The 26,787-nt window shown below is 45.2% G+C and carries 22 protein-coding genes and 2 pseudogenes; 12 read left to right on the forward strand and 12 right to left on the reverse strand.

Going from position 1 to position 26,787, the window contains the following annotated elements:
• Positions 1 to 448 precede the first annotated feature (448 nt).
• The 5 genes from F6J90_RS36025 to F6J90_RS36045 form a co-directional block, all read right to left on the reverse strand.
• The gene (locus F6J90_RS36025; RefSeq protein WP_293105323.1) at positions 449 to 1,411 is read right to left on the reverse strand and encodes a serine/threonine-protein kinase; all 963 of its coding nucleotides are present in this window, start codon (positions 1,409 to 1,411) and stop codon (positions 449 to 451) included.
• A gap of 215 nt (positions 1,412 to 1,626) precedes the next feature.
• Positions 1,627 to 2,946 carry an NB-ARC domain-containing protein gene (locus F6J90_RS36030; protein WP_293105188.1) on the reverse strand — a complete coding sequence of 440 codons (1,320 nt, stop codon included), beginning with the start codon at positions 2,944 to 2,946 and terminating at the stop codon, positions 1,627 to 1,629.
• A gap of 51 nt (positions 2,947 to 2,997) precedes the next feature.
• Positions 2,998 to 3,186, reverse strand: a complete 189-nt coding sequence (locus F6J90_RS36035) for a hypothetical protein (RefSeq protein WP_293105190.1) — start codon at positions 3,184 to 3,186, stop codon at positions 2,998 to 3,000.
• 444 nt (positions 3,187 to 3,630) lie between these two features.
• Positions 3,631 to 3,789 carry a hypothetical protein gene (locus F6J90_RS36040; protein WP_293105192.1) on the reverse strand — a complete coding sequence of 53 codons (159 nt, stop codon included), beginning with the start codon at positions 3,787 to 3,789 and terminating at the stop codon, positions 3,631 to 3,633.
• A gap of 201 nt (positions 3,790 to 3,990) precedes the next feature.
• Positions 3,991 to 4,251: a hypothetical protein gene (locus F6J90_RS36045; RefSeq protein WP_293105194.1), complete on the reverse strand. Its 261-nt coding sequence runs from the start codon at positions 4,249 to 4,251 to the stop codon at positions 3,991 to 3,993.
• Positions 4,252 to 4,497: 246 nt separating this feature from the next.
• Between F6J90_RS36045 and F6J90_RS36050 the strand changes: the two genes are divergently transcribed.
• The 5 genes and pseudogenes from F6J90_RS36050 to F6J90_RS36070 all read left to right on the forward strand — a co-directional run bounded on the left by F6J90_RS36050 (position 4,498) and on the right by F6J90_RS36070 (position 11,368).
• Complete coding sequence (locus F6J90_RS36050; RefSeq protein ID WP_293105196.1) at positions 4,498 to 4,878, forward strand: hypothetical protein; 381 nt, start codon at positions 4,498 to 4,500, stop codon at positions 4,876 to 4,878.
• A 164-nt stretch (positions 4,879 to 5,042) separates the two neighbouring features.
• The gene (locus F6J90_RS36055) at positions 5,043 to 7,268 is read left to right on the forward strand and encodes a peptidase domain-containing ABC transporter (protein ID WP_293105199.1); all 2,226 of its coding nucleotides are present in this window, start codon (positions 5,043 to 5,045) and stop codon (positions 7,266 to 7,268) included.
• 54 nt (positions 7,269 to 7,322) lie between these two features.
• Positions 7,323 to 8,843, forward strand: coding sequence for an HlyD family efflux transporter periplasmic adaptor subunit (locus F6J90_RS36060; protein ID WP_293105202.1), 1,521 nt, complete (start codon positions 7,323 to 7,325; stop codon positions 8,841 to 8,843).
• 574 nt (positions 8,844 to 9,417) lie between these two features.
• Positions 9,418 to 10,735 (forward strand): annotated as a pseudogene (locus tag F6J90_RS36065) (RNA-guided endonuclease TnpB family protein).
• 60 nt (positions 10,736 to 10,795) lie between these two features.
• Positions 10,796 to 11,368 carry a DUF1131 family protein gene (locus F6J90_RS36070; protein WP_293105205.1) on the forward strand — a complete coding sequence of 191 codons (573 nt, stop codon included), beginning with the start codon at positions 10,796 to 10,798 and terminating at the stop codon, positions 11,366 to 11,368.
• A 40-nt stretch (positions 11,369 to 11,408) separates the two neighbouring features.
• Here F6J90_RS36070 and cimA read toward each other — a convergent pair whose 3' ends face one another.
• Positions 11,409 to 13,337, reverse strand: a complete 1,929-nt coding sequence (cimA, locus tag F6J90_RS36075) for a citramalate synthase (RefSeq protein ID WP_293105208.1) — start codon at positions 13,335 to 13,337, stop codon at positions 11,409 to 11,411.
• 431 nt (positions 13,338 to 13,768) lie between these two features.
• On the opposite strand from cimA, the gene F6J90_RS36080 reads away from it, so the two are divergent.
• From F6J90_RS36080 to F6J90_RS36090, 3 genes are all read left to right on the forward strand, one after another.
• A complete protein-coding gene (locus F6J90_RS36080; protein WP_293105211.1) occupies positions 13,769 to 14,107 on the forward strand; it encodes a 2Fe-2S iron-sulfur cluster-binding protein in 339 nt (112 codons plus the stop codon).
• A 185-nt stretch (positions 14,108 to 14,292) separates the two neighbouring features.
• On the forward strand, positions 14,293 to 14,862 hold the full coding sequence (locus tag F6J90_RS36085) for a Uma2 family endonuclease (RefSeq protein WP_293105214.1): 570 nt from the start codon (positions 14,293 to 14,295) through the stop codon (positions 14,860 to 14,862).
• Positions 14,863 to 15,193: 331 nt separating this feature from the next.
• Entirely contained in the window at positions 15,194 to 15,763 is a 570-nt protein-coding gene (locus F6J90_RS36090; protein ID WP_293105217.1) for a Uma2 family endonuclease, read from the forward strand.
• A 307-nt stretch (positions 15,764 to 16,070) separates the two neighbouring features.
• On the opposite strand, the pseudogene F6J90_RS36095 reads toward F6J90_RS36090, so the two are convergent.
• Both F6J90_RS36095 and F6J90_RS36100 read right to left on the reverse strand, forming a co-directional pair.
• Positions 16,071 to 16,199 (reverse strand): annotated as a pseudogene (locus tag F6J90_RS36095) (Uma2 family endonuclease); the annotation flags it as partial.
• Between the two features lie 9 nt (positions 16,200 to 16,208).
• Positions 16,209 to 17,429 (reverse strand): transposase, encoded by a 1,221-nt coding sequence (locus tag F6J90_RS36100; RefSeq protein WP_293105222.1) that lies wholly within the window; start codon positions 17,427 to 17,429, stop codon positions 16,209 to 16,211.
• Between the two features lie 5 nt (positions 17,430 to 17,434).
• Here F6J90_RS36100 and F6J90_RS36105 point away from each other — a divergent pair, with 5 nt between their 5' ends.
• Together F6J90_RS36105 and F6J90_RS36110 are read left to right on the forward strand one after the other, a co-directional pair.
• Complete coding sequence (locus F6J90_RS36105; RefSeq protein ID WP_293105224.1) at positions 17,435 to 17,572, forward strand: hypothetical protein; 138 nt, start codon at positions 17,435 to 17,437, stop codon at positions 17,570 to 17,572.
• Positions 17,573 to 17,959: 387 nt separating this feature from the next.
• On the forward strand, positions 17,960 to 18,247 hold the full coding sequence (locus F6J90_RS36110; protein ID WP_293105227.1) for a hypothetical protein: 288 nt from the start codon (positions 17,960 to 17,962) through the stop codon (positions 18,245 to 18,247).
• A 4-nt stretch (positions 18,248 to 18,251) separates the two neighbouring features.
• Here the strand turns inward: F6J90_RS36110 and F6J90_RS36115 are convergent, their stop codons facing one another.
• On the reverse strand, positions 18,252 to 23,048 hold the full coding sequence (locus F6J90_RS36115; protein ID WP_293105230.1) for an SdrD B-like domain-containing protein: 4,797 nt from the start codon (positions 23,046 to 23,048) through the stop codon (positions 18,252 to 18,254).
• An 853-nt stretch (positions 23,049 to 23,901) separates the two neighbouring features.
• Here F6J90_RS36115 and F6J90_RS36120 point away from each other — a divergent pair.
• On the forward strand, positions 23,902 to 24,102 hold the full coding sequence (locus F6J90_RS36120) for a hypothetical protein (RefSeq protein ID WP_293105233.1): 201 nt from the start codon (positions 23,902 to 23,904) through the stop codon (positions 24,100 to 24,102).
• A 427-nt stretch (positions 24,103 to 24,529) separates the two neighbouring features.
• Here F6J90_RS36120 and F6J90_RS36125 read toward each other — a convergent pair whose 3' ends face one another.
• Positions 24,530 to 24,664 carry a hypothetical protein gene (locus F6J90_RS36125; protein WP_293105236.1) on the reverse strand — a complete coding sequence of 45 codons (135 nt, stop codon included), beginning with the start codon at positions 24,662 to 24,664 and terminating at the stop codon, positions 24,530 to 24,532.
• 95 nt (positions 24,665 to 24,759) lie between these two features.
• On the opposite strand from F6J90_RS36125, the gene F6J90_RS36130 reads away from it, so the two are divergent.
• Positions 24,760 to 26,208: a SagB family peptide dehydrogenase gene (locus tag F6J90_RS36130; RefSeq protein WP_293105239.1), complete on the forward strand. Its 1,449-nt coding sequence runs from the start codon at positions 24,760 to 24,762 to the stop codon at positions 26,206 to 26,208.
• Here the strand turns inward: F6J90_RS36130 and F6J90_RS36135 are convergent.
• Both F6J90_RS36135 and F6J90_RS36140 read right to left on the reverse strand, forming a co-directional pair.
• A complete protein-coding gene (locus F6J90_RS36135) occupies positions 26,205 to 26,366 on the reverse strand; it encodes a hypothetical protein (RefSeq protein ID WP_293105242.1) in 162 nt (53 codons plus the stop codon). The genes F6J90_RS36130 and F6J90_RS36135 overlap by 4 nt on opposite strands.
• 184 nt (positions 26,367 to 26,550) lie before the next feature.
• The coding region (locus F6J90_RS36140) for a hypothetical protein (RefSeq protein ID WP_293105245.1) at positions 26,551 to 26,787 on the reverse strand (237 nt) is incomplete at its 5' end.

A 26,787-nucleotide genomic window follows, 5' to 3' on the forward strand; every position in this document is an offset into this window, starting at 1 on the left:
AGAAGATTGTATAGAAAAACACTGTTTACCCTAACCAGCATAGTCCTACTCACGAGTATCCTGGGCGCTTGCGCCAAGGAACCTTCCCCCCCTGAAACTAAGTCTAATCTCAGGCTAACTCCAGAAGGTTTGGGTAAACTGAACAAAACCAGCAACGGGTGCATCTCATTTTTGCTGTTTGACTCGGTGGTGCGTTACGGGGTGGGCTATTTCAATGGTGGCGAAGAGGTAGAAAATCAGGGCGAGCCCACCCCTAACGCACCCTACGCAAAATTTACAAAAGTGAGATACACCCACCAGCAACTTTGATGCTGATACCATCAAGACTGCTTTGCCCAGTTATACCGTAAAAAAAGAAACCACCTCTGCTGAAGGGGAAACTTACGATATTTTCAGAGCCTACTGGCAAGATAGCCCCGTAATTGTAATTAGCGCGGGTGGCAAACCGCTATATTTTCCTAGACAGTAACAGCTTGTATACTATTTTAATGAATAAAGGAAATTTTAAAGGAAATACTAGTGAGATTAACAGGATACTGACGACTACAAACATTAACAAAACTACAACATGCCTTAGATAGTCTACTTTAATAAGTAAACAAATTAAAATGAAGTTGAGGACAATGCTAAAAATTAATAATCCTGAATTAATCAACTTATCCTTGCTAGGCTTAACCCTTTTACTTCCTACAATATTGGTATTCTTATAATTATTATTTGCAGCCGGAACCATCAGAAAATCGAACATATATAACAGAATTTTCTGGGTATTTTTGGGACGATTTTGCCAATCCGGTTCCATTAGAAAATCTATTAAGTTCAACAGTCTTTTCGAAAAAGATTTCACTTCATTTCGCCAGAACAACTTTTGAGTTTGTAACTCTTGTGTAAAATCACTAGGGTGTTTACCACTGAGCAACCGCACAAAGGTACGACCTAAGGAAAAAAAATCAGATTGTGGATAAGCTTCATGTTCATTCATCATCTCTGGCGGCATATATCCTAGGGTTCCAATACTGGTATTTTGCGAAGTAATTTGTTGTTGTTGAATAATGTATTTTTGGGTTAGTGCTTTAACTGCGCCAAAGTCAATTAATACCAGTTGTCCATTGGGTCTGACCATGATGTTATCAGGTTTAATATCCCTATGTAAATACTTGGGATGGATTTCATTAAGTATTACTATCAGTTGTTTTAGCCAGTCAATTGCCTGTGCTTCAGTAATTAGTTGATTGTTCTGTCGCAGCCAATCTTCCAACGTTAGTCCATCAATCTTCTCCATCACCAAGCAGTGTAAGAAGTCGTCTTGGTTATTTTTATTAGGCACAAAACGGAAGTAGCTATCTGGCTCAACTCGGGGAATTCCTGGATGATTGAGCTGCTTCAACACTTCTACTTCTTGCTGAAACAGCTCAACGACTTTTTATCTCATCTTTGAATTGCTATAGTAACTTAATTTCAGGACTTTCAGCACTTTCATTTTGCCTAAGTTACTTGAGTTAATACCCAGCAAATCTTATACTTCAAAGGTTTGAAAAAAGTTACCGCTGCCTAACTTTTTGATAACTTGGTAACGATTGTGTATTTCCTGTCCGATCTGAATCATAGTTACTTAAATCAGCCACCCTAGTACAAACGTTTGTTAAGATAGTTTTTAATTACAGGCTCTACATTAAAAAAGACTTCCCCAATATCCTGAGAAGTTTTCTCAATAAGTGAACGTTGTAACAAATTATTTATAGATGTCTTTATTTCTGAACTCGCTCTGTTGGGATATGAAGAAAATTGAGCTAGCAAGTATTGAGTTGAAACTGGCTCGGTAGCCATGGCTAAATGGTTCATTAGCTCTTGATCGAAATCTGATAATAGAGAAAATTGCTTGTCGAACATATTGATTAAAACATCACCAATAAATAATGAGCCTTTGAGAAAATCCGAAATTTTACCATTATGGCAGTTTTGGATCGTCCTAACCGCAATCTTTAAGGCTAAGGGATGACCTTTGTAGCTATCAATTAATTGTCCCACTCCATGCAAAGATTTAGAAATACCGTCCTTTGACAAGAGTGCTTTAGCGTCTTCCTTTTTCAAGCCTTTGAGTTGGAATTCCCGAATTCTTCCTTGCCTGATTACTAGTTCCTTAACTTCCTGGGGAGGTTCTTGACTGGTCAACAACAAGCAGCTTTGATGGCGTTTTTCCCCAATACATTGCAGTAATTTTCTATAGTCCTGGTAGCCCTCTTTGTAAATTCCAGAGGATTCACCAGCATCCATGATCGCTTCTACTTCATCAAGAACTACCAAACAACGATGCTGGTTGAGGTAATACATTAGTCGCGATAGCAGGTTATTTAGAGTTGTTGATGAAGGGTTTTCCTGATGGTTGGAAAAGAATTGGATCAGGTCACTCAGAACTTCTTCAACAGATGGAGTATCCTTAAGAGATCGCCAAATCACATACTCAAACTGATCTTTAATCTGTTCAACTAGCTTCACTGACAAGGCAGTTTTGCCAATGCCAGTAATGCCAAAAATAGCCACCAATGGAGAGTGATCTGTGACAATCCATTGCTCTAGCTGAGCCAGTTCGTTGGTGCGTCCGTAGAAATCGGATACATAGGGTGCGTCACTTAAATCGAGTTTTAAGAGGGGACTACTTTCGGTCGGCTCAGGAATAGAGCTTGACGGTTTTGATAATGACTCGAGAACTAGCCGAAGATTTTTTTTGGTGACACGTTGTCCTGTTAGGTTTGACAGTTTCTTCCATAAGGAAGGAGCAGCCATCTTCTTAATATAATCCGTGGTGTATCCAGGAATATTCATGTCCTCGTAGGTTTTACCTGCCCAAGAATCTTGGATTATCTTCTGATCACGAGGAGACAGCTCTTTTTCTCCCTTGGCAATCAGCAAATTATTTAATTGGGTTAGGAATTTGTCAATATCCATAATTAATGTCAATGGGGAACACCGAGCAAGGAAGGGGGAATTACAGATGTTTTATACCAAATCCCCTTTTATAGCTGCTGTTAAGCCCAAAAAACTGAAACTTGCGGCTACATAAACTTTCGGGAGCACCTCAAAGACTGGGTTTTCCAGGGTTTTTTTAACCCGGATGTCGTATAACCCGTCTGGGTGCGTAAGTCCTAACTGCTCGATCGGGCATCCTGATTTCTGTGTGGGGTTCATGACTAGCAACTCCCTTGACTGACTGCTGAATTTTGACGGTATCTTTTTTATTCAAAGCGTTCCCGTAGCGGCTCAATGCTTAGGATCGCGCTCATTTCTGAATCCGCCAAGCCTTGTCTTGATGCAAAGCGCGAGTGGGAGAAACCCCCTTTGGCCTCGCTGCATCGCTATTCTACCCTGAATCATTATCATTAAGAGCTGATTCCTAAAGTAAATCTTAAGAAGTCTGAAAGCCTTGCTATGATTGTCTTTTGGGTATTAAATAGTTCATTTGTTCTATTTGATTGCAAGCCTTATCCTACAAGGATTACAGCGAGTTTACGAATCAGCTCTAAGCCTAGTTTTTTGATAATAAGATAAGAGTTGAGCTGATATTTGATGGTGTTTTCCCCAGAAGCCCTGAAAAGTCAGGACTGACTGCCGCTATTTATTATACAGCAGTACTCAATTGGGTGAGGTACAAAGTCCTGGGTTAATGGCAGTAGGGAGTAGGGAGTAGCGATGCAGTCGCTGATGGGGGAAACCCCCATCAGCGACTGCATCAAGACAGGTACTGACCCAGGTGACCCACACAGCCACCTTGACCACGAGGGACGGCATCAAGACATTGAATGTACCTCATAATTATGATAAAAACTATAGCTCCTCTTAAGCCCAGAGGACTGAAAGTCCCGGCTACAAAAACTTTCGGGAGCACCTCAAGGACTGGGTTTTCCAGGGTTTTTTAACCCGGATGTAGTTATGACACCTCTGGGTGTGTAAGTCGTAACTGCTGGATCGGGCATCCTGATTTCTGCGTGGGGTTCATAACTCCCTTGACTGACTGTCCCTCAGATCCCATTCATGAGGATTATGTAAGCATTCAGCTATCAGCGTGTCGCGTATCAGCTTATGCCTTACATCACAGGCTTCTAGCCTGTGCCACGCTACTAGATCGGTACTTTTGAATAACATAAGCTGACCGCTGACCACTGACCGCTGACCACTGACCGCTGACCACTGACCGCTGACCACTGACCGCTGACCACTGACCACTGACCGCTGAATGCTTACAGGATTATTCATAAAGTTCATATGAATTGACCTTTAAAAGAGCTGAATTTTTGGGATTTTAATTCTTGGTTGCTTTCCATACTATTGAATCGTAGGCCATCAAATACATCAGGTTGCCATTATCTCGACCGTCTATAACTTGATGGAATGGGCTGATGGTGAATGTATACCAGGTGAGCTTTATCAAAGAATCGAAGGACAGCCAACAAGTTTTTAGCTTGCTGTTCCAACACTAAACTGTAATCAAGGAGAAAAGCAATGTCAAACATTGACAACCAATTCCAAAACCTCGACGACATCCCTGCCCTGAAGGAACTTTCCGATGAAACTGCCGCCGCCTGTAGTGGGGGAGTTACTCTAGTAGCCTTTAATAAGCGCGGTTTTGAGGGGTTTAAAAAGCAATTTATTCAGAATGGCAACAAGTTAGACATAGGTTTTGTAGGCGGATCGATTAACAATAAGATCTCATCTTTCAGGGTCTCTGGTGGTAATTCGTCATTGTATAAAGTGACTCTATTTGATGGGCGAAACTTTCAAGGGCAAAGGGAGAGCTTCTATGTTCGGCGAGGGAAGGCAAAGCGTTTTGTAGGCGACTTCATAAACGATAGGACCTCATCTATTAGGGTGCGCCCTGTTTGATGGGGTGACGAAACTAGGGGCCAGTATGTAGAGGTATTCGGATGAACAGCTAGAACTTCAAAAAAACGCTCTCGCGTTTATCCGAGCTCCTCTAAATTCTCTTTCCCAGTCCGTAGGGGCGAGCAAGTCTTGCCCCTACTACTTTGAGAACTCAGGATTCACCGATGAAATACCACAGCGTACTCCAACACTCTGAAGAAGACTGCGGTGCTGCCTGCCTAGCCACTGTGACCAAACACTACGGACGTACCTTTGCCCTTAACCGCGTGCGAGAAGCAGTCGGCACTGGGTCGCGAGGAACCACTCTGCTCGGTTTGAGGCGGGGAGCAGAAGCCCTCGGATTCAATGCTCGCACAGTCAAAGCCTCCCCAGAACTACTCGACCAATTAAACAAAGTGCCTCTGCCTGCCATCATTCACTGGAAAGGCTACCACTGGGTTGTTCTCTACGGGCAAAAACGGAAAAAATATGCGATCGCCGACCCCGCCTTCGGCATCCGCTACCTCACCCGTCGGGAGTTAATTGAAGGTTGGGGTAATGGTGTCATGCTTCTGCTGATGCCAGATCAGAGTCGCTTTTACGAGCAATCGAACGATAAAGTCGGCGGAATAGGGCGCTATCTGTCCCGGGTCTGGCCCTATCGAGGCATTCTCGCTCAGGCAATTGCCATCAACATCGCCATTGGACTGCTTTCCCTTGCCTCCCCCTTGATGACCCAGCTGCTCACCGATGACGTACTCGTGCGGGGGGATACCCAACTGCTCACCACCGTGGCTATTGGGGTGATTGCCATGAACCTGTTTAGCAGTGCCGTCGGTTTGGTGCAGTCTCACCTAATCGGTCACTTTGGTCAGCGACTGCAATTAGGTCTGATCCTTGAATACGGTCGCAAACTCCTGCGCTTGCCCCTATCATATTTTGAAGGACATCGTAGCGGGGAAGTTGTCAGCCGCATTGCCGATGTCAATGCCGTCAATGACCTAGTTTCCGAAATTGTCCTCGGTTTACCCAGCCAATTTTTTATTGCCTTGGTTTCCTTGGGCTTGATGCTCTTCTACAGTTGGGAATTAACTTTCGCTTCCCTAGCAGCCTTTCTAATCGTCACTGCCATCAACCTGCTTTTTCTCCCCGCTTTGCGCCAAAAAACCCGCAATCTTATTATCTTAGGTACGGAAAACCAAGGCTTTCTGGTCGAAACCTTTCGCGGTGTCCAGGTACTCAAAACCACCCAAGCCACACCTCAAGCTTGGCAAGAGTATCAGACCAATTATGGTCGCCTTGCTAACCTGGAATGGTCTGCGATGAAGCTAGGGCTTTACACCGGCACTATCACTGACATTCTTACCACTTTTACCAATATTGCCTTACTCTGGTTAGGCAGCTACCTGGTGATTAATCAGACCTTAACCATCGGTCAGCTGATGGCCTATCACGGCATGAGTGGCAACTTCCTCGGCTTCCTGGTTTCTCTGGTCGGGTTAGTTGATGAGTTTATTACTGCCCAGATTGTCATTCAACGGCTCACAGAAGTCATCGACGCCACCCCAGAAGACGAAAACGACTTCAAAAAGCCCTGGGCCCAAATTCCCGGCAATGCAGATATTAGCTGCACTAACCTCAACTTCCACCATGCCGGTAGAGTTGACCTGCTGCAAGATTTTTCCTTCACGATTCCAGGGGGTAAAGCCATTGCCTTGATTGGTAAATCTGGCTGTGGCAAAAGTACCCTCGCTAAGCTAATTGCTGGTTTATATTCCCTCGGATCTGGTAATATCCGCTATGGTCTCTACAACCAGCAAGACCTCTCAATAGAATGCCTGCGGCAGCAGGTAGTGCTGGTGCCCCAAGAAGCCAACTTCTGGAGTCGCTCGATCATTGACAACTTCCGCTTTAGCCATCCGGACGTCAGCTTTGAGAGCATTGTCGAAGCTTGCCAGATAGTCGGTGCCGATGAGTTTATTAGCGAACTTCCTCACAAATATCAAACGGTCTTAGGGGAATTTGGTGCGAACCTCTCTGGTGGTCAAAAGCAAAGATTAGCGATCGCCAGAGCGATAGTCACCGACCCGCCAATACTGATTTTAGATGAATCCACTGGCGCTCTCGATCCGGTGAGCGAAGCCCAAGCGCTAGATAAATTGCTCTCCCACCGACAGGGCAAAACCACAATTATGATTAGCCATCGCCCCAAAGTGATTGAGCGTGCCGATTGGATTGTCATGCTCGAAAAAGGGAAATTGAAAATCTCTGGCACCCCAAAGACTCTGCGTTATCAAGCTGGGGACCACTTAGACTTTCTAGACGACGTTCACCCATCAACGAACGGTTTGCTAGTTAAATCGGATAGTTTTCATGCTAACGGCAGTTCTCCCAACAGTGCCCTGGGTTAAGTTAAACCCTAACCCTAAAATAGGCCTCTGGAGCAGGGGAGAAAGATTTTCATCATGCATGTTGTGGGTGAAGCGAAGCTATCCCGTAGGGAATGGCCGCCCATGGGGTTTTATATCATTATTAATCCTATATTAAAAGTTTCTGACATCTATTGCAAGTATAAAAAACCGAAAACTAGAAATACAAAGATCATGGTTAGCAACTCCGACACAGAATTCCTGCCCCCAGTTCAAGAAAACGAATTTCTGCCGCCGATTAGTCGTTGGACTACCTTTGGCGGACTGTTTATCGTCACTGCTGTGGGTCTAGCCATCCTGCTTGCCTCTGTGATCAAATATAAGGAAACCGTCAAAGCACAGGCTGTCCTCCGTCCTGCTGGTGAATTACGGATTGTTCAGGCTGCCACCGAGGGAAGGATTAGAAGCATCTCTGTCAAAGAAAATCAACTTGTTAAACAAGGAGATATAATTGCCACTATCGATGACTCCCGCCTCCAAACCAAAAAAAGTCAACTGATTAGCCATATTAGGCAGGGGCAGCTACAACTTATTCAAATCAAGGCCCAGATTAGGGCTCTTAATCGCCAGATCAGTGCAGAAACAGACCGCACCAACCTTGCTGTTGCCTCAGCTGAAGCTGAACTGAGCCGCCGTCGCCGGGACTATCGAAATCAGCAGATTACCGCCAACACTGGAGTTGAAGAAGCCGAGGCAAACTTAAGGTCAGCTGAAGCTGCTTTGAGTGCAGCTAGGGCGAAGCGAGATCGATATCAGCCGATAGCAAACACCGGAGCCATTTCTAAGGAGCGATTGAGGGAAGCACAACTAGCATTTGAGCAGCAACAACAACAGGTTCAGGCAGCCCAAGCTAGGTTACAAAATGCCAAAGCTGCCCTTAATCCCAGTGATGCACAAGTGGCGATCGCTCAACAGCAGATTGCCCAAGAAAAAGCTACGGGTCAAGCCACTCTCGCTACCTTAGACAAAGAACACGAAGCCCTAATCCAGCAGCGAACTGAAATTAACAAACAGCTTGAGGGCAACACCCATGAACTTCAACAAGTGAAAATCGACCTGGGTCAAACCGCCATTAGAGCCACAGCCGACGGTATCATCTCCAAACTCAACCTGCGAAACTCTGGTCAAACTGTGCGCTCAGCAGAGGAAATCGCTCAAATTGTCCCCACTGATGCCTCCTTGCTGGTCAAGGCTGGGGTGGCACCTGCCGACATTGGCAAGCTGGAAGAAGGCCAAAACGTACAAATGCGGGTTTCTGCCTGTCCTTATCCAGACTACGGCACTCTTAAAGGCGTGGTCAGCCAAATTTCCAAGGATAGCATTAAACCTCAAGGGAATGGTGCTACTACAGGTGCCCCCACTGCTTCCAGCCAGAAAGGGGTTGCAGCTACTGCCTTCTACGAGGTAACGATAGAGCCAGAAAGCCTTTCTTTAGGTCAGGGCAAAAAGCAGTGTACCATTCAATTGGGGATGGAGGGCAGAGCTGATATTATTTCAAAAGAAGAAACTCTACTCCAATTCCTTCTTAGGAAGGCAAGGCTGAGCGTAGACTTGTGAGGTTATTAGACCTCTTGCCAAAAAATTGGCTTACACTTTCAGCCACTTCATTATCATGTTTCCGTTTCCAGAGCTTATTGGAAGATAGGTAGACTTCTGTTAAGGCGAATCCTATAGATAAAAAGGCGAAAACATAAAGGATTTTTTTGATAATTTCAATTATAAGCTAAATGATATATATTTACCTGTGTTTAAGGGAGTGCCAATTTGGAGCAATTTGTAATTTGGATGAGGCTCTTGGAATAGTTATCAGTAACAGTTATTGAACACAATATAAATCAAATATTTTTTATATAAAACTGTAAAATTTTGTGAAGACATTCGTCCTTTATCTTTAACAAAAATCGCGGAATTACCCACCCTCTTCCAGGGTGTTGAAGTTACCGTAAGGTACTGGTCGCCTTTATGGTTAGTCGGCTATGCATAAAAAGGTTAAAACTTTTTGATTAAGGCTACCCTATCCTAAGGTTTCGTCTCTCGGATGGATAGCGAGCCAAGTATTTGACTCATGCCTTGACATCTTACAGTGAAATGCATATAATATTAAGCAAGGTCGATAACGAGGTTGAGTGCAGTGAAACATAAATCCGTCAAAGTCAGAATCTATCCTAATCAAGAGCAAGTTCAAATCCTTGCCCAACATTTTGGGTGCGCTCGTTGGTGGTGGAACTACGCACTGAATCAGTGTATAGAAACTTACAAGGAAACGGGCAAAGGTCTGAAACAATCTGCACTCAATTCCATGCTCCCAAAACTTAAAAAACAAGAAGAGACCAAATGGTTAAAAGATTGTTACTCTCAGGTCTTACAATCTGTTAGTCTAAATCTGAGCCGTGCGTATCAAAATTTCTTTGAGAGTAGAGCTAAATATCCTAGATTTAAGTCATACCATCACCGCCAATCAATTCAGTATCCCCAAAATGTCAAACAAGTAAGGGATTGTCTTAAATTTCCTGGGAAACTGGGAGTTGTAAAAGCGGTAATTCATCGCCCACTGGATGGAGAAATCAAAACTGTAACAGTCAGCAAAACTCCTTCTGGGAAGTATTATGCTTCTGTTCTGATGGAGTATGAAAGTGGTAGCTTAAAGTCGTCCACTGAGGTGCGACCCGTGGCGAATTTAATTCGCCAACGGAAAGCGCACCTAGGGAAGGTGGTCGGTATTGATTTAGGTATCAAAGATTTTGCGATTACTTATGACGGTGAAAAAATCTCTAAGTTCAGTAATCCTAAACACTTAGCTAAGTACGAAAAGAAGTTAGCCAAAAAACAGCGTATTGCTGCCCGAAAGAAAAAAGGAAGTAGTGGGTGCAAAAAGGCCAGAAAGATTGTAGCTAAGGTATACGAGCGAATTGGAAATGTCCGCCAAGACTACCTACATAAGCTGTCTAGAAAAATAGTAGATCAGAATCAAGTAGTGGTAGTCTAAAACCTAAATGTCAAGGGCATGGTTCGTAACCATAAATTAGCTAAAGCAATTTATGATATGGGTTGGGGAACCTTTGTCAATTTTATTTCTTACAAGTGCGAAAGCGATGCAGCGCGGTCTTGGGGGTTTCCCCCATGAGCGACTGCATCAAGACAGAGAAGGAAAAGTGTTAGTTGAAATAGACCGATGGTTCCCTAGTTCCAAAACCTGCTCTAATTGTCATTATCGAATCAAAGAGTTGCCACTGGATGTTAGGACTTGGACTTGTCCAAGTTGTGGAACTCACCACGACAGAGATGGTAATGCGGCAAAGAATATTAGAGCAGAAGGGATCACAATGCTATCCTCCTCTGGGACGGGGGAGGTCAACGCCAATGGAGAAGAAGTAAGACCAAGACGTGGACGCCCGTCCAAGTTAAGGCATTCTTCCGTGAAGTTGGAAGCCACGACCTCAACAACGTAGGTCGTGGTAGTTCACTCTTTACTAATGTAATTACTAGTTAACATAAACTCTTTAAGAAGATTGTATAGAAAAACACTATTTACCCTAACCACCATAGTCCTAGTCACCAGTATCCTGGGCGCTTGCACCAAGGAACCTTCCCCCCCTGAAACTAAGTCTAATCTCAGGCTGACTCCAGAAGGTTTGGGTACACTCAACAAAACCAGCAACTTTGATGCTGATACCATCAAGAGTGCTTTGCCCAGTTATACCGTTAAAAAAGAAACCACCTCTGCTGAAGGCGAAACTTACGATATTTTCAAAGCCTACTGGCAAGATAGCCCGGTAGTGGAAATCGATGCCGACATCTCCCAGCAGAAAATCGGCAGGATTGAAGTGCTAAGCGATCGCATCCCTGGCCCAAAGGATGTGAAGGTAGGAATAGCCTACTCAGCCACTCCTGGAAACGAGAAACTAGACTGCTTCCCAGGTGAGGAAGGGTCCACGGGGAAAGTGATTTGTAGGTTTGAGGAAAATGCCTCGATCTTATACATCTACCAACCCCTTAACTGGGAAGGGCCTTATCATAAGTTACCTCCCCAAGAGGTTCTGACCAAGGCTAAGCTAGATAGTCTACTTTGGGTATCACGCTAGTGCGCAAATAGCAAAAATTAATTACTAATTAGTGCTCTAATTACCGCTTTTTCAGGGCTGGGGAATTGCTCAATGGTGTCTTTGCTGAAGATTCCAACAGCAAACCATACTCAATACCTTCCACCACAGCTTCATAGGACGCTTCGAGAATATTACTAGAAACCCCCACAGTTGTCCAGCGTTCTTCTCCATTGCTCGATTCCACTAGCACCCTTGTCTTAGCCGATGTGCCAGCAGCACCATCCAGAATCCGCACTTTGTAGTCAGTTAGATGGAAAGCCGCAATCTCTGGGTAAAAATTCACTAAGGCTTTGCGCAAGGCTGCATCAAGGGCTGACACCGGTCCATTGCCTTCTGCTACTTCCAGAATATCCTGGTTGTTAACAGATACTTTAATGGTTGCCACAGAATTACTGTAGGGTCTACTGACCCCTTGTAGCATATCGCAATGTATCTGACAGCCTTTGAGTTCAAAGGGATGTTCTCGATATCCCAAAGCATCCCGCATCAACAAATCAAAACTGGCTTCCGCTGCTTCAAATTGATACCCTTCATTTTCCAGATCTTTGAGGCGTTCCAGGATTTCGCGACAGGCGGGGTCTTTTTTATCCAGGTCATGACCGAAACTACGGGCTTTTGCTAATACATTGCTCAATCCCGACTGGTCAGAAATTACGATCCGACGTTGGTTACCAATCTGTTCTGGCTGAATATGTTCATAGGTCAGAGGATTCTTTGCCACCGCTGAAACATGGATGCCACCTTTGTGAGCAAAGGCTGAACGACCCACAAAGGCAGCATGGTCATTGGGAGCAAGATTAACAATCTCGCTAATTAAACGACTAGCTTGGGTCAGTCTGGCCAGCTGATTATCTTCAATACAGCGTAACCCTTGCTTCAACTGTAAGTTAGGAATCACAGAACAAAGATTGGCATTACCACAGCGTTCACCATAACCATTAATCGTTCCCTGAACCATACAGGCTCCCTCAGATACCGCAGCTAAGGCATTAGCAACCGCTGTATCGGAATCATTATGGGTATGGATTCCTAACATCGGTTGTTCGCGTAGCGTGGCCTTTAGGCCAAGGTTAGCAGGTTGAAGGTTAGCAGGTTGAAGGTTAGTTTCGGTTGCAGGTTGGAGGTTAGCAGGTTGAAGGTTAGTTTCGGTTGCAGGTTGAAGGTTAGTGTCGGTTCCAGGTTGAAGGTTAGTGTCGGTTCCAGGTTGAAGGTTAGCAGGTTGAAGGTTAGCAGGTTCAAGGTTAGAACCTTCAACATTCAACCTACCAACCTTCAACTCTTTAGCTACATTCAACCTTCCAACTTTCAACTCATTTTCAACATTCAACCTTCCAACTTTCAACTCTTTAGCTACATCTCTAACAATGTGACCAATTTCCTGGGGTAGGGTACCACCGTTGGTGTCACACAGTACTAGCCATTCTGCACCCGCATCTCTAGCAGCTATCAGGGTTTTGAGGGCATACTCTCGATTGGCTTTATAGCCATCAAACCAATGTTCTGCATCGTAAATCACCCGACGCCCTTGACTACGGAGGTATTCTATAGTATCCCGAATCATGGCTAGGTTTTCGTCTAGGCTAGTTTTCAGCCCTTCGGTGACATGAAGATCCCAGGATTTACCAAAAATAGTCACCCAGCGCGTTCCTGCAGCTAAAATAGCTTGCAGCATCCGGTCTTCTGCAGCGATCATGTTTGGCCGTCGAGTTGAGCAAAAGGCTACTACTTCTGCTTGTTTGAGAGGTTCTTCTTTGAGCTTCCAGAAAAATTGCACATCTTTCGGATTTGCCCCTGGCCATCCTCCTTCAATGAAGGGAATACCCAACTCATCCAGTTGTCGAGCAATGCGTAACTTATCTTCTAGAGACAATGAGATTCCTTCACGCTGGGCACCATCCCGCAGCGTTGTATCGTAAATCCAGATGGGGTGAGAAGCTGTTGAAGTCATGGGCAGTTAGAATAGTTGAGTTTATGGTAAAGAAATGTAAATTCTAGTTAAGGGTAAGCTTTGATGGCCTAAAGCTCTGTCAAGGGCAAGGCACGCAGATAACCTTCCGACATTTACCCGCGCTTAGCAGTGTAGGAAGGTTACCGATCTCTTAACCCTTGATATATCAAGAGTATCAAGCGATGCAGCGCGGTCTTGGGGGTTTCCCCCATGAGCAACTGCCGTGGTTTCCCCCACTCGCTATTGCATCAAGACAGAGGACTAGACCAAACTATCTAAAATCTAGATATTTATAAACGCAGCTTATCTAGAACCATCAAACAATAAGACCACCTTGGTGTATTGCCAGATTGGCTCTGTTAACAACATTAAACATAGCTGCATCTAATTGTATTAAAAAATAAGCTACAGATAAGGAGTAATCTTGAATAATGCCTAAAGTAACAGCACAAGGAAAAAGCTTTGAATGTGACCAGGGCAGTAATCTGCGCAAGGTGTTACTAGACCATGGGGTTGCCCTGTACAACGGCAACGCTAAACTAATTAACTGTAGAGGATTAGGCAGCTGTGGTACCTGTGCGGTTGAGATAGACGGGGAAGTATCCGAGCCAAATTGGAAAGATAAAGCTAGGCGATCGCTTCCGCCCCATTCTCCGACAGCAAATCGCCGCTTAGCCTGTCAGACAAAGGTTTTAGGTGATGTTTGTGTTACCAAATATGATGGTTTTTGGGGGCAAGGAGATAAAACTGTCTGGATTCCAGAATCATGAAGTTGCCAATGGTGACTGGAACTTTGGCTGTAGTTAAAACCTAGGGCGTGTCGTCAGTTAAGCCAAACAACAGCAGCAGCGAGATCAATTGCGCCTAAGAAATTTCTGGCAGTTTTATCGTAACCAGTTGCCATGGCACGGTATTGCTTGATTTTAGGGCAGAAATTCTTAAAAGGAGGTCATAAATGGTTGCTGTAAATCAAATTAGACAAACGTTGACCCTGGCGGAGTTTTTAAAACTTCCTGAAACGAAACCTGCTAGTGAATATGTCAATGGACAAATTCAACAAAAACCTATGCCTCAAGGAAAGCACAGCATCCTTCAACGGGAATTGAGTTTTGCTTTAACACTGGCCTTAAAGCCAGAGCGAACTGCCCAGGCATTCCCCGAACTGCGGTGTACCTTTGGTGGGCGATCAATTGTCCCAGACGTTGCCGTCTTTCGTACAGAACGGATTCCTCGTGATCATGATGGCCAAGTGGCCAATTCCTTCAATCTACATCCAGATTGGACCATCGAGATCTTATCCCCCAAGCAGAGCCAAACCAAAGTTATTCGCAACATTCTCCATTGTCTCGACAACGGTACTAACATGGGGTGGTTATTGGATCCGGAAGAGTCCTTCATATTTGTCTATAGTGCCGATAAATCCGTGCAACTGTTTGAGAACTTAGAGGTGGTGTTGCCCGTGCCAGAGTTTGCCGAAGCAGTGCAGCTTAAGGTGGGTGAGATATTTGATTGGTTGAAAGAGTAAACGGATCTTGTAGGATGCGTTCGCGTAGCGGCTCGTACCGAGCATCGCTTTTCTGGTGGGCATGACTGGAACTGAGTCCAGCAACAGTTAAAATCTTAAGCATTCAGCTATCAGCTATCAGCTATCAGCTAATGCGCTACGCGAACGCTACGGCAACAGCTATCAGCCAAAGGCCTGTGGCCACGCTACGGGAACAGTTTATGTCCATAGCACACGCTACAGCAACAGCTTTTGAATAAAATAAGCTGTTCGCGAAGCGTGAGCCTTCGGCTCACGGCTGACGGCTGACCGCTGAATGCTTACTTAAAATCTAACAAACAGGAGGTCATAAATGGTTGCTGTAAATCAAATTAGACAAACCTTGACCCTGGCGGAATTTTTAGAACTTCCTGAAACGAAACCTGCTAGTGAATATGTCAATGGACAAATTCAACAAAAACCTATGCCTCAAGGAGAACATAGTACCTTACAAACTCGTCTGGTTACAGCGATTAATGAAGTTGTTTTACATAAAAAAATTGCCCATGCTTTCACTGAATTAAGATGTACTTTTGGGGGACGTTCTATTGTTCCAGATATTACAGTATTTAGTTGGAATCGTATTCCGAAAACAGAAAAAGGAAGAATTGCCAATAAATTTGAGCTTTATCCTGATTGGGTAATCGAAATTCTTTCTCCTGAACAATCTGCGAATAAAGTTATCAAAAAAATTCTGTTTTGTCTGAAACAGGGAACAGAATTAGGCTGGTTAATTGATCCTGAAGATGAATCAGTGATGATATTTCAAGCGAATCAATTGCCAGAGATTAAATCCAATGAAGAAATTTTACCTGTCTTAGAGAGTCTTAAAGATTGGCAATTATCCGTTGCCGAAATGTTTAGTTGGTTAAGTGTGAACTAATTTTTGGTTGGCGTTTATTTTTGCCATTCAACTGAGTAAGAGATCAAATATCAATGATCGTAAGCATATGCGCTACGCGCACGCTGCGCGAACAGCCGTCAGTTGTCAGCCGTCAGCCATTCCCATAGCGTGGCCTTTGGCAAAGGCGCATAAGCTGAAAGCTGAAAGCTGAACGCGCACGCGTGCGCGTAGCGCATAAGCTGATAGCTGATAGCTTACCAATGATCAATGACCAATTACCCAAGCTTGAAAAGAGCGATGCTACTGGAATCGATATGATATCCCAGTTGAGGAATTATCCCTCTGGCTAGATGCCTGCTGCTCTTAGCTGCGCTGCCAATTGTTCAGCTCGTTGCCGTTCCTGTTCAGCTCGTTGCCGTTCCTGGATGACCAACTCCGAACCCCACAGCAACAGTTCTCCTTGCTGATCCCACCAACTTGACACTCACCGCCCGCTTATGGACGGGGATTCTTTGATCAACGACCCGTCTTGCTCAACCAGACCGGAGTCAGGAAAAGTAGAGGACAGATCTCCCAAAGCGTTTGGATCTAGGATCCGAGTTCCTGTGTGCCCCACAGTACTCAAGGCTCTCGTTCTAATATTTAGTGCGGCATTGTGGTCTCTATCTAGTTCGCACCCACATTTGCAGGTATGGGTTCGAGTCGATAATGACTTTTTGACAACCTCACCACAACTGGAACAATTTTGACTGGTATAAGCAGGATTTACTGCGACAGTGATTCTGCCAAACTTAGTACCAAAATGCTCCAACCATTTTCTGAACTGATACCAACTCGCATCATTAATAGACTTAGCTAGACAATGATTTTTGACCATATTTCTGACCCTTAGATCTTCGTAGGCGACCAGGTCGTTAGACCGGATTACGCAACGCGCCAGTCTCTTGGCATGTTCTTCACGCTGCCTGCTTATTCTAAGGTGTTGTCTACCTAATCTATTGACGGCTTTTTTACGGTTGGATGAGCCTTTCTTTTTTCGGGAAACCCGACGTTGACAAAATTTTAAACGTTTTTCACTTTTCCTATAAAATCTGGGTAAGGGTTCAGAATGACCGTCGGAATCTGTATAAAATTCTTTCAGGCCGACATCCAATCCAATTGTCCTGCCAGTTGAATCTATATCTTCGCGTGCTACGACTGCAACACAGAACTGGACATAGTACCCGTCAGCTCGTCGAACTATCCTAACCCGATTAATTTGCTTCTTGTCAAAACGCCACAAGTCCCAGGTACCCTTGAGCTTAAGTTTTCCGATTCCTTTTTTGTCCGTGAACGTTATCGATTTTTTGTCAGGGGATAACTTCCATCCTGATTTCTTATACTCGACAGTTCTGCCACGCTTTTGAAACTTCGGAAAACCTTTCTTTCCAGGTATTTTTTTCTTGCAGTTATCATAGAACCGAGCAATCGATGACCATGCCCTTTCAGATGCAGCCTGACGGGCAGTAGAATTTAATTCATTAGCAAAAGGGAATTCTTTAGCAATAATCTTAGAATATTTGCTAAGGTCATTCTTCCCTGTTCCTTTGTTGTCCAACCATAAACGAATGCATCTATTTCGGATAAACTTAACTGTCCGGATCGCCTCATCTATGGCTGAATATTGGGACTTTTTGCCTTTGGCTTTAAATTCTAATATGATCATTGACCTTGACCTTGACCTTGACCTTAGGTCACGCTACGGGAACAGTCACGCTACGGGAACAGTCACGCTACGGGAACGGTCACGCTACGGGAACGAATCTCGACCTCTTTCGATATACCTTTATATTAACAGAGCAGATATAAAAGTGCCAAGCCTAGATCTAAAAAAAAAAGCCGTCCGTTAAAGTTACCGCTTCGATAGGGTCGCCTTTCTAGTTTTAGGGTTATGCGGTATAAGTTTTAAGGAAAGTTAGTAAGGCGACCCAATAAACAGGTTTCTATCCAGCGAAGGACGGGGCTTTAAACCCAAAATTTTTGGTAACTTTTCCCAGGTAACTTCGTAAGTAGCTGTGCTAGCTATCATAATTCCTTCCTCTCCGAGCCTGCTCTTATTATCATCAAAGAAGATGGGTCTGAAACCCCGTCCTTCTAGGACGGCTTTGTGCTAAGATAGAAACGACGCAATGACCTAAAAAGAAAAGGTGAGATTCCTGCTAGTGGGACGCTTTGGTTAAAAGGTGGTTCACCGAAATGGAGACCCGGTCAAAGACTCCAATCCCAGCCCTCTATAAGCAAATAGTCTTTAAAGTCACGGAAATCAAACACTTTAAAAGTAGACTCAATGACAATATGTTGTCGGAGAGAGTAGAGGCAATTGGCACCGCCAAGTGGACTGCCGATTTCTTGGTACTACGGTACGGGAAGTCGATGTGGTTGTTACGAGCAATGCCCTTTTGGGTAACTCCTCGCTTTGAATCCCCGCGCGTTCACGCCGGGGGAGTGTCAAAGTTAGGGAATTCCAGAGAACTGACGGGGTAACAGCTTACTTCACTCGACCCCGGAATCGGATAAACCCATAGGAATTGGGTGGCTCTCCTGGTGCAGTAGCTTGGGGCACATCTCCGACTTCCACCACTACTACTCCATTTTGGTTTACAGGTACATTACATCCTGCGGGCACTGAGGTTCCCGGTGAGTAATAGCGACCGCGATCGCTATCGGGGATATTAGTTAGATAGATGTTCGGATCAGCTAAACCACTGGTGGGTAAGGGATTGGTACTCTCGAACAAGGCAATCCCGACATCACTAGCTGGAAAACCAGCAGTTTGATTGAAGGCGTCGGCAATAAAAGTAGTTTCTGCCGGAACTCGGTCACAGATACGCAGGCTCTTGGCGTAATTGCTGCCATTGGAAAGGAAGTACACAGTATATTCCAACTCATCCCCTGGCATCACTGTTCCAGAGTTAATTAATCCCCGCAGATAGACATTGGGATTGGGCCAGTTAGGGTCATTATCCTCAGGAGCGCGATCGCTTCCGACATGATTCTCAGAACCAGGACTATCAATACCATCAACGAAAGGTGAGCCAGATGTGGGTAAAGATTCCCAAACATTACTGTCTTTGCGCTTAATAGCGGTAATACGTTTGACCAGTATCACGTTGGGGAGGCTTTCAACATCAAACCCAAAGTTAATGTCAGTAACAGCAGTAGTAGTCACCTCAATCGGTATATCATTAGAGGTTCCTAACATCAACCCATCCGGGATCTCAGTATCGTTGGTATCGACTTGCACAATGTATTTCCCTGGCTCTAAGCTGGTGAAGCTGTAATTCCCACTATTATCAGTATCAGTAGTGGCTTGTTGGGTATCACCAGCATCGATAACATCATTACTGTTAACGTCAAGGTATAGTACTACCCTAATGTTGGCAGGTAGGGTAGATTCACCATTGTCGAAAGTATCGTTTTGGGGATTGTCGTCTTGGTAAATAGTACCGGATACTTCACCAGTAGATGTAACAGGAAGGGCAATCATCCCCACATCGAGGTCTCGTTTGTCTTCCGATCCAGCCAGAGCAAAGACTTCGGTATATCCCGTACTCGGGTCAGCATCAGAATCAATCGTGTCATCATTGCCCACATTTTGGAAACCAATCTCATAGCCAGATGGGGCAATAAACTCTAAGAAATAGTTTCCTGCTGCTAAGCCAGAGAAGGAGTAGAAACCAGGATTCCCAGCCACATCGTTGGTAGTAACTGTAGTGGCAAGTAGACTATCATCTTCGCCACCCGGTTGACCATCGGCACCCGGGTTATAAACGTTCACCGTCACACCATTGAGACCCAATTCACCAAGGTTTTGGAGTCCATCACCATTATTATCAATCCAGACAAAATCACCTAAGATCGGCTGAGGTACTATCCCTGCATCTAGATCCTGGTTACTGTCTCCAGCCTGAAGGGTAATGTTAGCAGTTTGTCCAGTAGCATCAGCATCCGAGTCGAGAGTGTCATCACCCTGGTCTTGGGGAGAGAAGGCATGACTAGGAGGCGCAATGAACTTTACATAATACGTGCCTGGTGTCAAGTCCCGGAAGCGATAGAAACCGGGATTACCATTGGAGTCATCACTGGTTTGAGTTGAGTCGATCAGAGTGTTGGCAGTATCATAGAGTTCAACAGTTACGCCATTTACACCAACTTCACCCCCATCTTGAGTACCATTGTCATTGGTATCCAACCAAACAAAATCACCTAAGCTAGCGTTAGCCGGGTCTACAGAGGTTAGTCCAGCATCCAGATCACGGGTGTCTGTAGTCTGGTTTACACTAAAGACGTTTGTCTGTCCAGTATTGGGATCAGCATCGGAGTCAGCGGTCTCATCACCACCCTGGTCTTGAGCAGAGAGATTTAAGTTGGCTGAGGGAATGAATTTCAGGAAGTAATCTCCGGCTGGCACTTCAGAGAAAAGGTAAGCTCCATCATTACCGGTGCCATCAGGAGCAGTTAAGGTAAAACCATAGAAAGTATCGTCACTGGTACCAGGTTGACCATCACCCCCGTCTTCCCACAACTCAACCCGCACCCCATTGATACCCGGTTCACTATTATCTTGAATCCCATTACCGTTTTGGTCATCCCAGACCAAGTCTCCAATGATCGCAGGGGTGAGGGGTTGAATCACAATTCCGACTTTGGGGGGTTCTGCGGGTAACAGGGTAGCTGCTGCACCGGATTGATCAGTTCGTGTAGAGACGAAAGCAAAGGAATTCCAGGCAATCTCGCCGTTGGTTGGTGCTCCAGCAGGTGCTCGCATTGGCCAGTTCAGCATCACCGATTCTAGGGGGTCGAGAACCAGATTGCCCAAGTTAAACCTCAGAGCAGTTACCGCACTAGGGTCACTGGGAAAGGTAGTACTCCAGTCATTGACGCAGCCACTAGGCCAATTGAGGTCCTGACCATCAGTAGGATTGGGACGGCAAGGATTGGAGTTGGTGGTGTATTCAACAGTGACACCAGGAATGGCCACGCTAACCGGACCAGCGAGATTAGGACGCCATTGGGAACCTCTGGCTGAACTAGTATTGAGCACTTGAGTATCACCGATGGCAGGCAAGATATCTACTACAAGTATATTAGTCATCGGCACCGTGCCTTGATTGGTGATAGTCAGCTGGTAATCTACCCGTCCCCCCGGAACCGTGGTGCCACTAGTGGAGAAACTGGTATCGACCTCACCCTGAACTACCTTTTGTGAATCGAGGGTTGCGATTCCAGCTACTTCAACGTTTGCTGTTCTTCGACAAATCGTCTCATCGGTGATCCCATCCCCATCCACATCAAAAGTATCCTGACTCCTGCGGTTACTATTGTTGCAATCGAACATACTATCGTTGGACATGATGAATAATTCATTAGTCAACGAACCTGTACTCACCCCCTGCTCAACCACTGTATCGACATAGATTCTCAGCCACCTATTCTCTGGTATTTGGGTTCCTGTAATTTGCCAACGCAGCAAGGTGCGACCGGTGCCGTTGTAGTTGGGAATCGCCTCGAAGTTGATTTCAGCGTTATCGGGCAAACTAGTCGAACCCACACTATCAAACCTCCAGGCACCCCCATAGTCAAGCCCTGCTGGCAGTAAATCTGCAATAATGGGATTGACATAATCTGCGGTAGCGCTCGACTCGTTGCGAAACTGTAGCCGAAATTCTATGGTGTCACCAGGAGCATAGGGACCACTCTGAGTTTCGTCTCTTTTGTTTGGATTTACGATGGCTTGTAATGCCGAGATTTCTGTCTCTTGGCACTGTTCCAGGGGGTTTGTTGGTGAATTGGGCGTCCAAGTCAGTTGGGCACAGTTTTTGATCGTCTCCCCAATCTCGCGGTCAGGCTGAACCTCTACAAACAGTTTTGGTCTATTACTGCTTGCTGTAGCTTGAAAACCTACTGGTACATTGGTGTACTCGAACTCAACCCCTGTAATGTATTCCCCTGCTCCTAAGGTGATGTCCGTCCCAATGGTGAGGGTGGTGTTCTGAGGGTGTGAGGTACCGGCTGTCAAGGGGTTGAGATTAGTTTTGTAGCGGACAATCACATCCCCAGTGTAATTGTTGTATCTGCCTGTGCTAATTTTAGTGACCCGCACCTGATCTAAGAGGTTAATCCCATCGTCATTGACTTGATCTAGGTCGTCAGTGACTGTTAGAGTAGTCATCGGTACATTACCGGTATTTCTTGGGTCAAGCCGAAACTCAAATTCATTGCCAATAGCCACCTGACCCGAGAATGATTTAGAATTAAATGTGCCTTGATAGTTCGCGTCTGTAAAACCATGTTCAGCCTCACCATTTAAGTTCAACTCGGTGCCATCAATTAGTTCTCCTGTTGCGGTAGCTGGGTTAATCACAGTACTATTGGGACCAGTAGTGTTGAAGGTACCACTAGGATACTCAACAGAGACTTGTGCGTTGAAACAATTTTGGCCACTCTCAATACTGAGGTTACCCACATTCCAAGTGACAACCCCGGAGTTATGGGTACCCCCATCGGTAGCACTAACAAAACTTGACCCAACCGGAAGAGTATCTTGCACAACTACATTTTGTAGGTTGATACCACTCTCAAGATTCCGGGCATGGCAAAGCTCAAGCTCATAGGTCACTGGTGAATCAAGAGCCGGATCACCATTGCTAGGAATCACCCGATTTTTCTCCAATGTCCACTTATTTAAAGCAGCGTTTGAATCCACATCAGAAGTAACCGTTAGAGCATTGGAGGTGGCATTCTCGGTATTAGCACTCGTCCCTTCGGCTTGGTTAATCGCTGCTGTATTGTCTACAGTCGTACCAGGGGGAAACTGGACTCGAATCTCCAAATTGACCGGGGAACCTGCTGGAATCGGTGAACTATACTCAACGGTAGCCTGTCCTGTATCCTCGTCATAGCTGACAGTAGCAGGACGTCCAGGAAGGATGCTGACATTGTTAGAAGACCAATCAATCTGAGGAGGGAGTAGGTCAGTAATCACCACATCCTGGCAGTCCTCATCCCCACTACAGGAGACGCGGATGGTGTAGATAAATTCTTGTCCTGATGGAACTTCTGTAATGATATTACCATCGGCATCATTAGCGACTTTTACCAACTGGAGTTCGGAAGCAGCCGATACTGGAGTAGCGTAACCTGCGATCGCACTGACTAACATCACACTGCCAATCAGTGTATGGGGAAGAAACTGGCAAGGGAAAATTTTCCCTAGAGGATGGGGTAGGCTTTTTGAACCGACATTGGGTGCGATCGCTTGGAGATAGTTCAATAAAGATTTCATGACTGGCCGCGATGAATAATTGGAATCGGGAAATTAAGCTAAACACGTTTTTAAGGACAAATCCGGTATCGAGAGATTACTCAGACGATAGCTAGTCAAACACAAATAAACTGAAACACCAATCAACTGTAGGGGCGCACGGTGTGTGCCAAATTGGTTGTGCTAAAGGCCAAGTGAAAACCCACCATAGTTAGTCAGTAAATCTCCCTCTGTTGATGCAAAGCGCGAGTGGGGGAAACCCCCGTGGAGCCACTGCATCGCTAGTGAGAACACAGCTTTTTCCTTAATTAGTGATATTTTGTGTGCGAAGCGATCGCACCCTGATTTTCGGCTGGTTTTAACTTGTCTAGTTAAACTCTTGTTATTGTTCTAATCTAGGATTGCTTTATTTAAGCTGCTGTTGCCTAGAGATAATTACTGAAATTTCAGCGGAAATTTAACAATTTTAAATGGGTGATATCCGTGAATTCCACATCATCATGTTTTCGGAAGCAGGCTCTTAACTCACCTGAGTTCGACATAACCAACTATCCTCCGATTACGGTCTGGTCAAGGTAACGGGAGCTAAAATCACGGGTAGTGATAAATAAGTAGTGATACAACATTGCATTTACCTTAAATAAGGCATTTTGAATGGAAAAATATAGCAATTTGAATATCAGGTTATTAGTAATAATTATCTAAACTCTAATAGTAAGCATTCAGCCGTCAGCCATCAGCCGTGAGCACCTCAAGTAGCGTGGCCAACGGCCAAGGCTCACGCTACTTGAGGTGCTTTGTGGCAAAGGCTTCGACCCTGGGACTTCACTGAGATTAAACCAATGCTTACTTGTTGTCTTGATCCCAAGCGCGAGTGGGGGAAACCACGCCAGTTGCTCATGGGGGAGACCACGGCAGTCGCTCATGGGGGAAACCACGGCAGTCGCTCATGGGGGGAACCACGGCAGTCGCTCATGGGGGAGACCCCCAAGACCGCGCTGCCTCCCCAAGACCGCGCTGCCTCCCCAAGACCGCACTGGCTCCCCAAGACCGCACTGGCTCCCCAAGACCGTAATGGTGCGTTTGACCCGTAATTAAATTCGCCACGGGTCGCACCTCTGCATCGCTTATTCAAAAGCTGATAGCTGATAGCTGATAGCTGAATGCTTACCTCTAATAAATACTGGGTGCATCTCAGTTTTGCAATTAGGCAAAAATTCGGGCGAAAATTACCGCGCCCGGGCCCCACACTTCCCATCTTTTTTACAAATATGAGATGCACCATAAATACTAGCAGAAGCTTGTTTACCCGCAGACTAGCTACTGTGTATAGACAAGTGTGATATGTTTCCTCAGTGCATCAAAAGTTGGACTGATTGCTGCCTGTGATCAGAACTTGCTTTTGCAACATAGGAAAGATAACAAAAAGCTCAACTCGAACACCAACGAGCTGAACAACTCCCAGAACGGTTACGACAGCTGGGCATTAATCCCGATGAAATTTAATACCGAGTTGCACTCAAAGAGAGTAGATTGCTTGGATAGGGAGATAGGGAGATAGGGAGATTGGGAGATTGGGAGATAGGGAGATTGGCGGAAGAGAAAGTTGTACGTTTGACCGCAACTTGGTATAACATAGGGTGTTGCTAACGCGCAACAATTCTTCTCGTTATCTGTTGTCAGCTTGGGTTAATGTTAAATGCAGCCTTACTGTTGACTTCTGACTGGAAGAATGACTTTCTCATCCTTAACTGTTTCCCTCAAACCCGAAATCACCTTCACCTCTGTTGACAGCAATATTCTGCTCCAATCTTCAAGCCGTAAGCTGACATTTCATCAACCGGAACCGGGATTAAAAACTGCTCTAGATGCTCTCAAACAGGGAATCCACACCGCCGGGCAACTTCAAACCTTAGTCCTAGAAACCGACGGCACACAAGTCCGGGAAAAGTTCGATGCTTACCTGAATCGTCTGATCGAACTGGGCTGGATCTGTCACGCCATCCCCCCCTCATCCCCTGAGCTTTCCCCCCTTGCGATCGCTATCCCCATGGTAGGGGATTATTACTTCGATTGTCCTGAAATTGATTGGGATGCGTTCGCATTTACCCTCTCTCGCTTCGCCTATCTCCATCAAGTCGAAGGGGAAATGGTATTAGAGTCTCCCCTTACCAAAGGTAAGATTAAATTTTCAGACTGGCGGGGTCCTGGGTTAGTGAGTCAGTTATCTCAAGCCCAAACCGCTGCCAGCTTGAGTCAGGAAATTCCGGGAATTACTGAAGAGATTGCCCAACAGTTTCTCAGTTTACTGTTTGCGGCCCAGATGTTGTCTGCATCCTTTGCCAGTCCTCTTGAAGAAGATGAAGAGGTTGAGAGCGAAGAAGCAACTCCACCGCTAGTGTTTTGGGAATTTCACGATTTACTGTTCCATTCCCGCAGTCGCCTCGGTAGACATAATAATCCCTTGGGTGGCATATTTCCCTATGTCGGTAAAATTGACCCCTTGCCTGGGGTGAAGCCATTGATGACCGATGTGGTGATTCCCTTGGCAAAACCCAACTTAGAGGAACTGAATCAAACTGATATGCCCTTGAGTCAGGCATTGGAAACTCGCCGTTCGATCCGGCGATATGACGAAACCCCGATCACCCTTGAACAATTGGGGCAGTTTCTCTATCGTTGCGCCAGGGTGAAAAAACTCTTCGATACAGAACGGGGAGAGGTCAGTAACCGTCCCTATCCTGGTGGGGGTGCGATTTATGAATTGGAAATTTATCCCGTGGTTAACTCTTGTCAAGGATTAGAACAGGGACTCTATCACTATCACCCCTTAGACCATGTGTTGTGTCAAGTCTCAGCATGGACCGCAGAAACGGAAGCATTAGTTCAGGATGTTTGGTTTGCCAGCGCTCAACATGATCAGCCCCAGGTTGTATTCGTGATTACCGCCCGCTTCGGACGAATGTTTTGGAAATATCAATCCATGGCCTATGCAGCGATTTTAAAACACGTTGGAGTTATGTATCAAACCTTCTATCTGGTTGCCACCAGTATGAATTTAGCCCCCTGCGGTATCGGAGCAGGTAATTCTGATCTATTTCAAAAAGCCACTGGAATTGACTACTATGAAGAGTCTTCTGTAGGGGAATTTATGTTAGCTTCTGTTCCAGTCAAACCTTAATAACTATAGGGCTGGACTGTTGGGAATAGCTTGTAGGGTGGGCAAAAACAGTTTGGTTTTTTTGAGTATTCTAGATTATAGAACTTTGCCCACCCTACTATAGCCTTAGGGAAAGGCAAGAGGCAAGAGGCAAGAGGCAAGAGGTAAGAGGTAATCAAGAAGCTTTGAGGGTGGTCAAAAACAGTTTGGTTTTTTTGAGTCAGATTATAGCGTTTATCGCAGTTATGAGGTACAGTTTTATTTGAGGCTGATTCCTTTAAAACCCTCTTGAATATTGCCTTTTGCCCTCAACATTCAGCAGTCAGCGGTCAGCAGTCAGCGGTCAGCTATAATGCCTAATGCTTAAAATAAACATCGAACAGGATAATTTAATAGTTCGAGATTTGACAGAATTGAAAGTTTGGGGATTTGCCCATCTAAGCATAGGCTGATAGCTGATAGCTGATAGCTTACCTTTTGCCTTTTGCCTTTTGCCTTTTGCCTTTTGCCTTTTGCCTTTTGCCTTTTGCCTTTTGCCTTTTGCCTTTTGCCTTTTGCCTTTTGCCTTTTGCCTTTTGCCTTTTGCCTTTTGCCTTTTGC

It is taken from the genome of Moorena sp. SIOASIH (genome assembly GCF_010671925.1).
In the GTDB taxonomy this organism is placed as follows: domain Bacteria; phylum Cyanobacteriota; class Cyanobacteriia; order Cyanobacteriales; family Coleofasciculaceae; genus Moorena.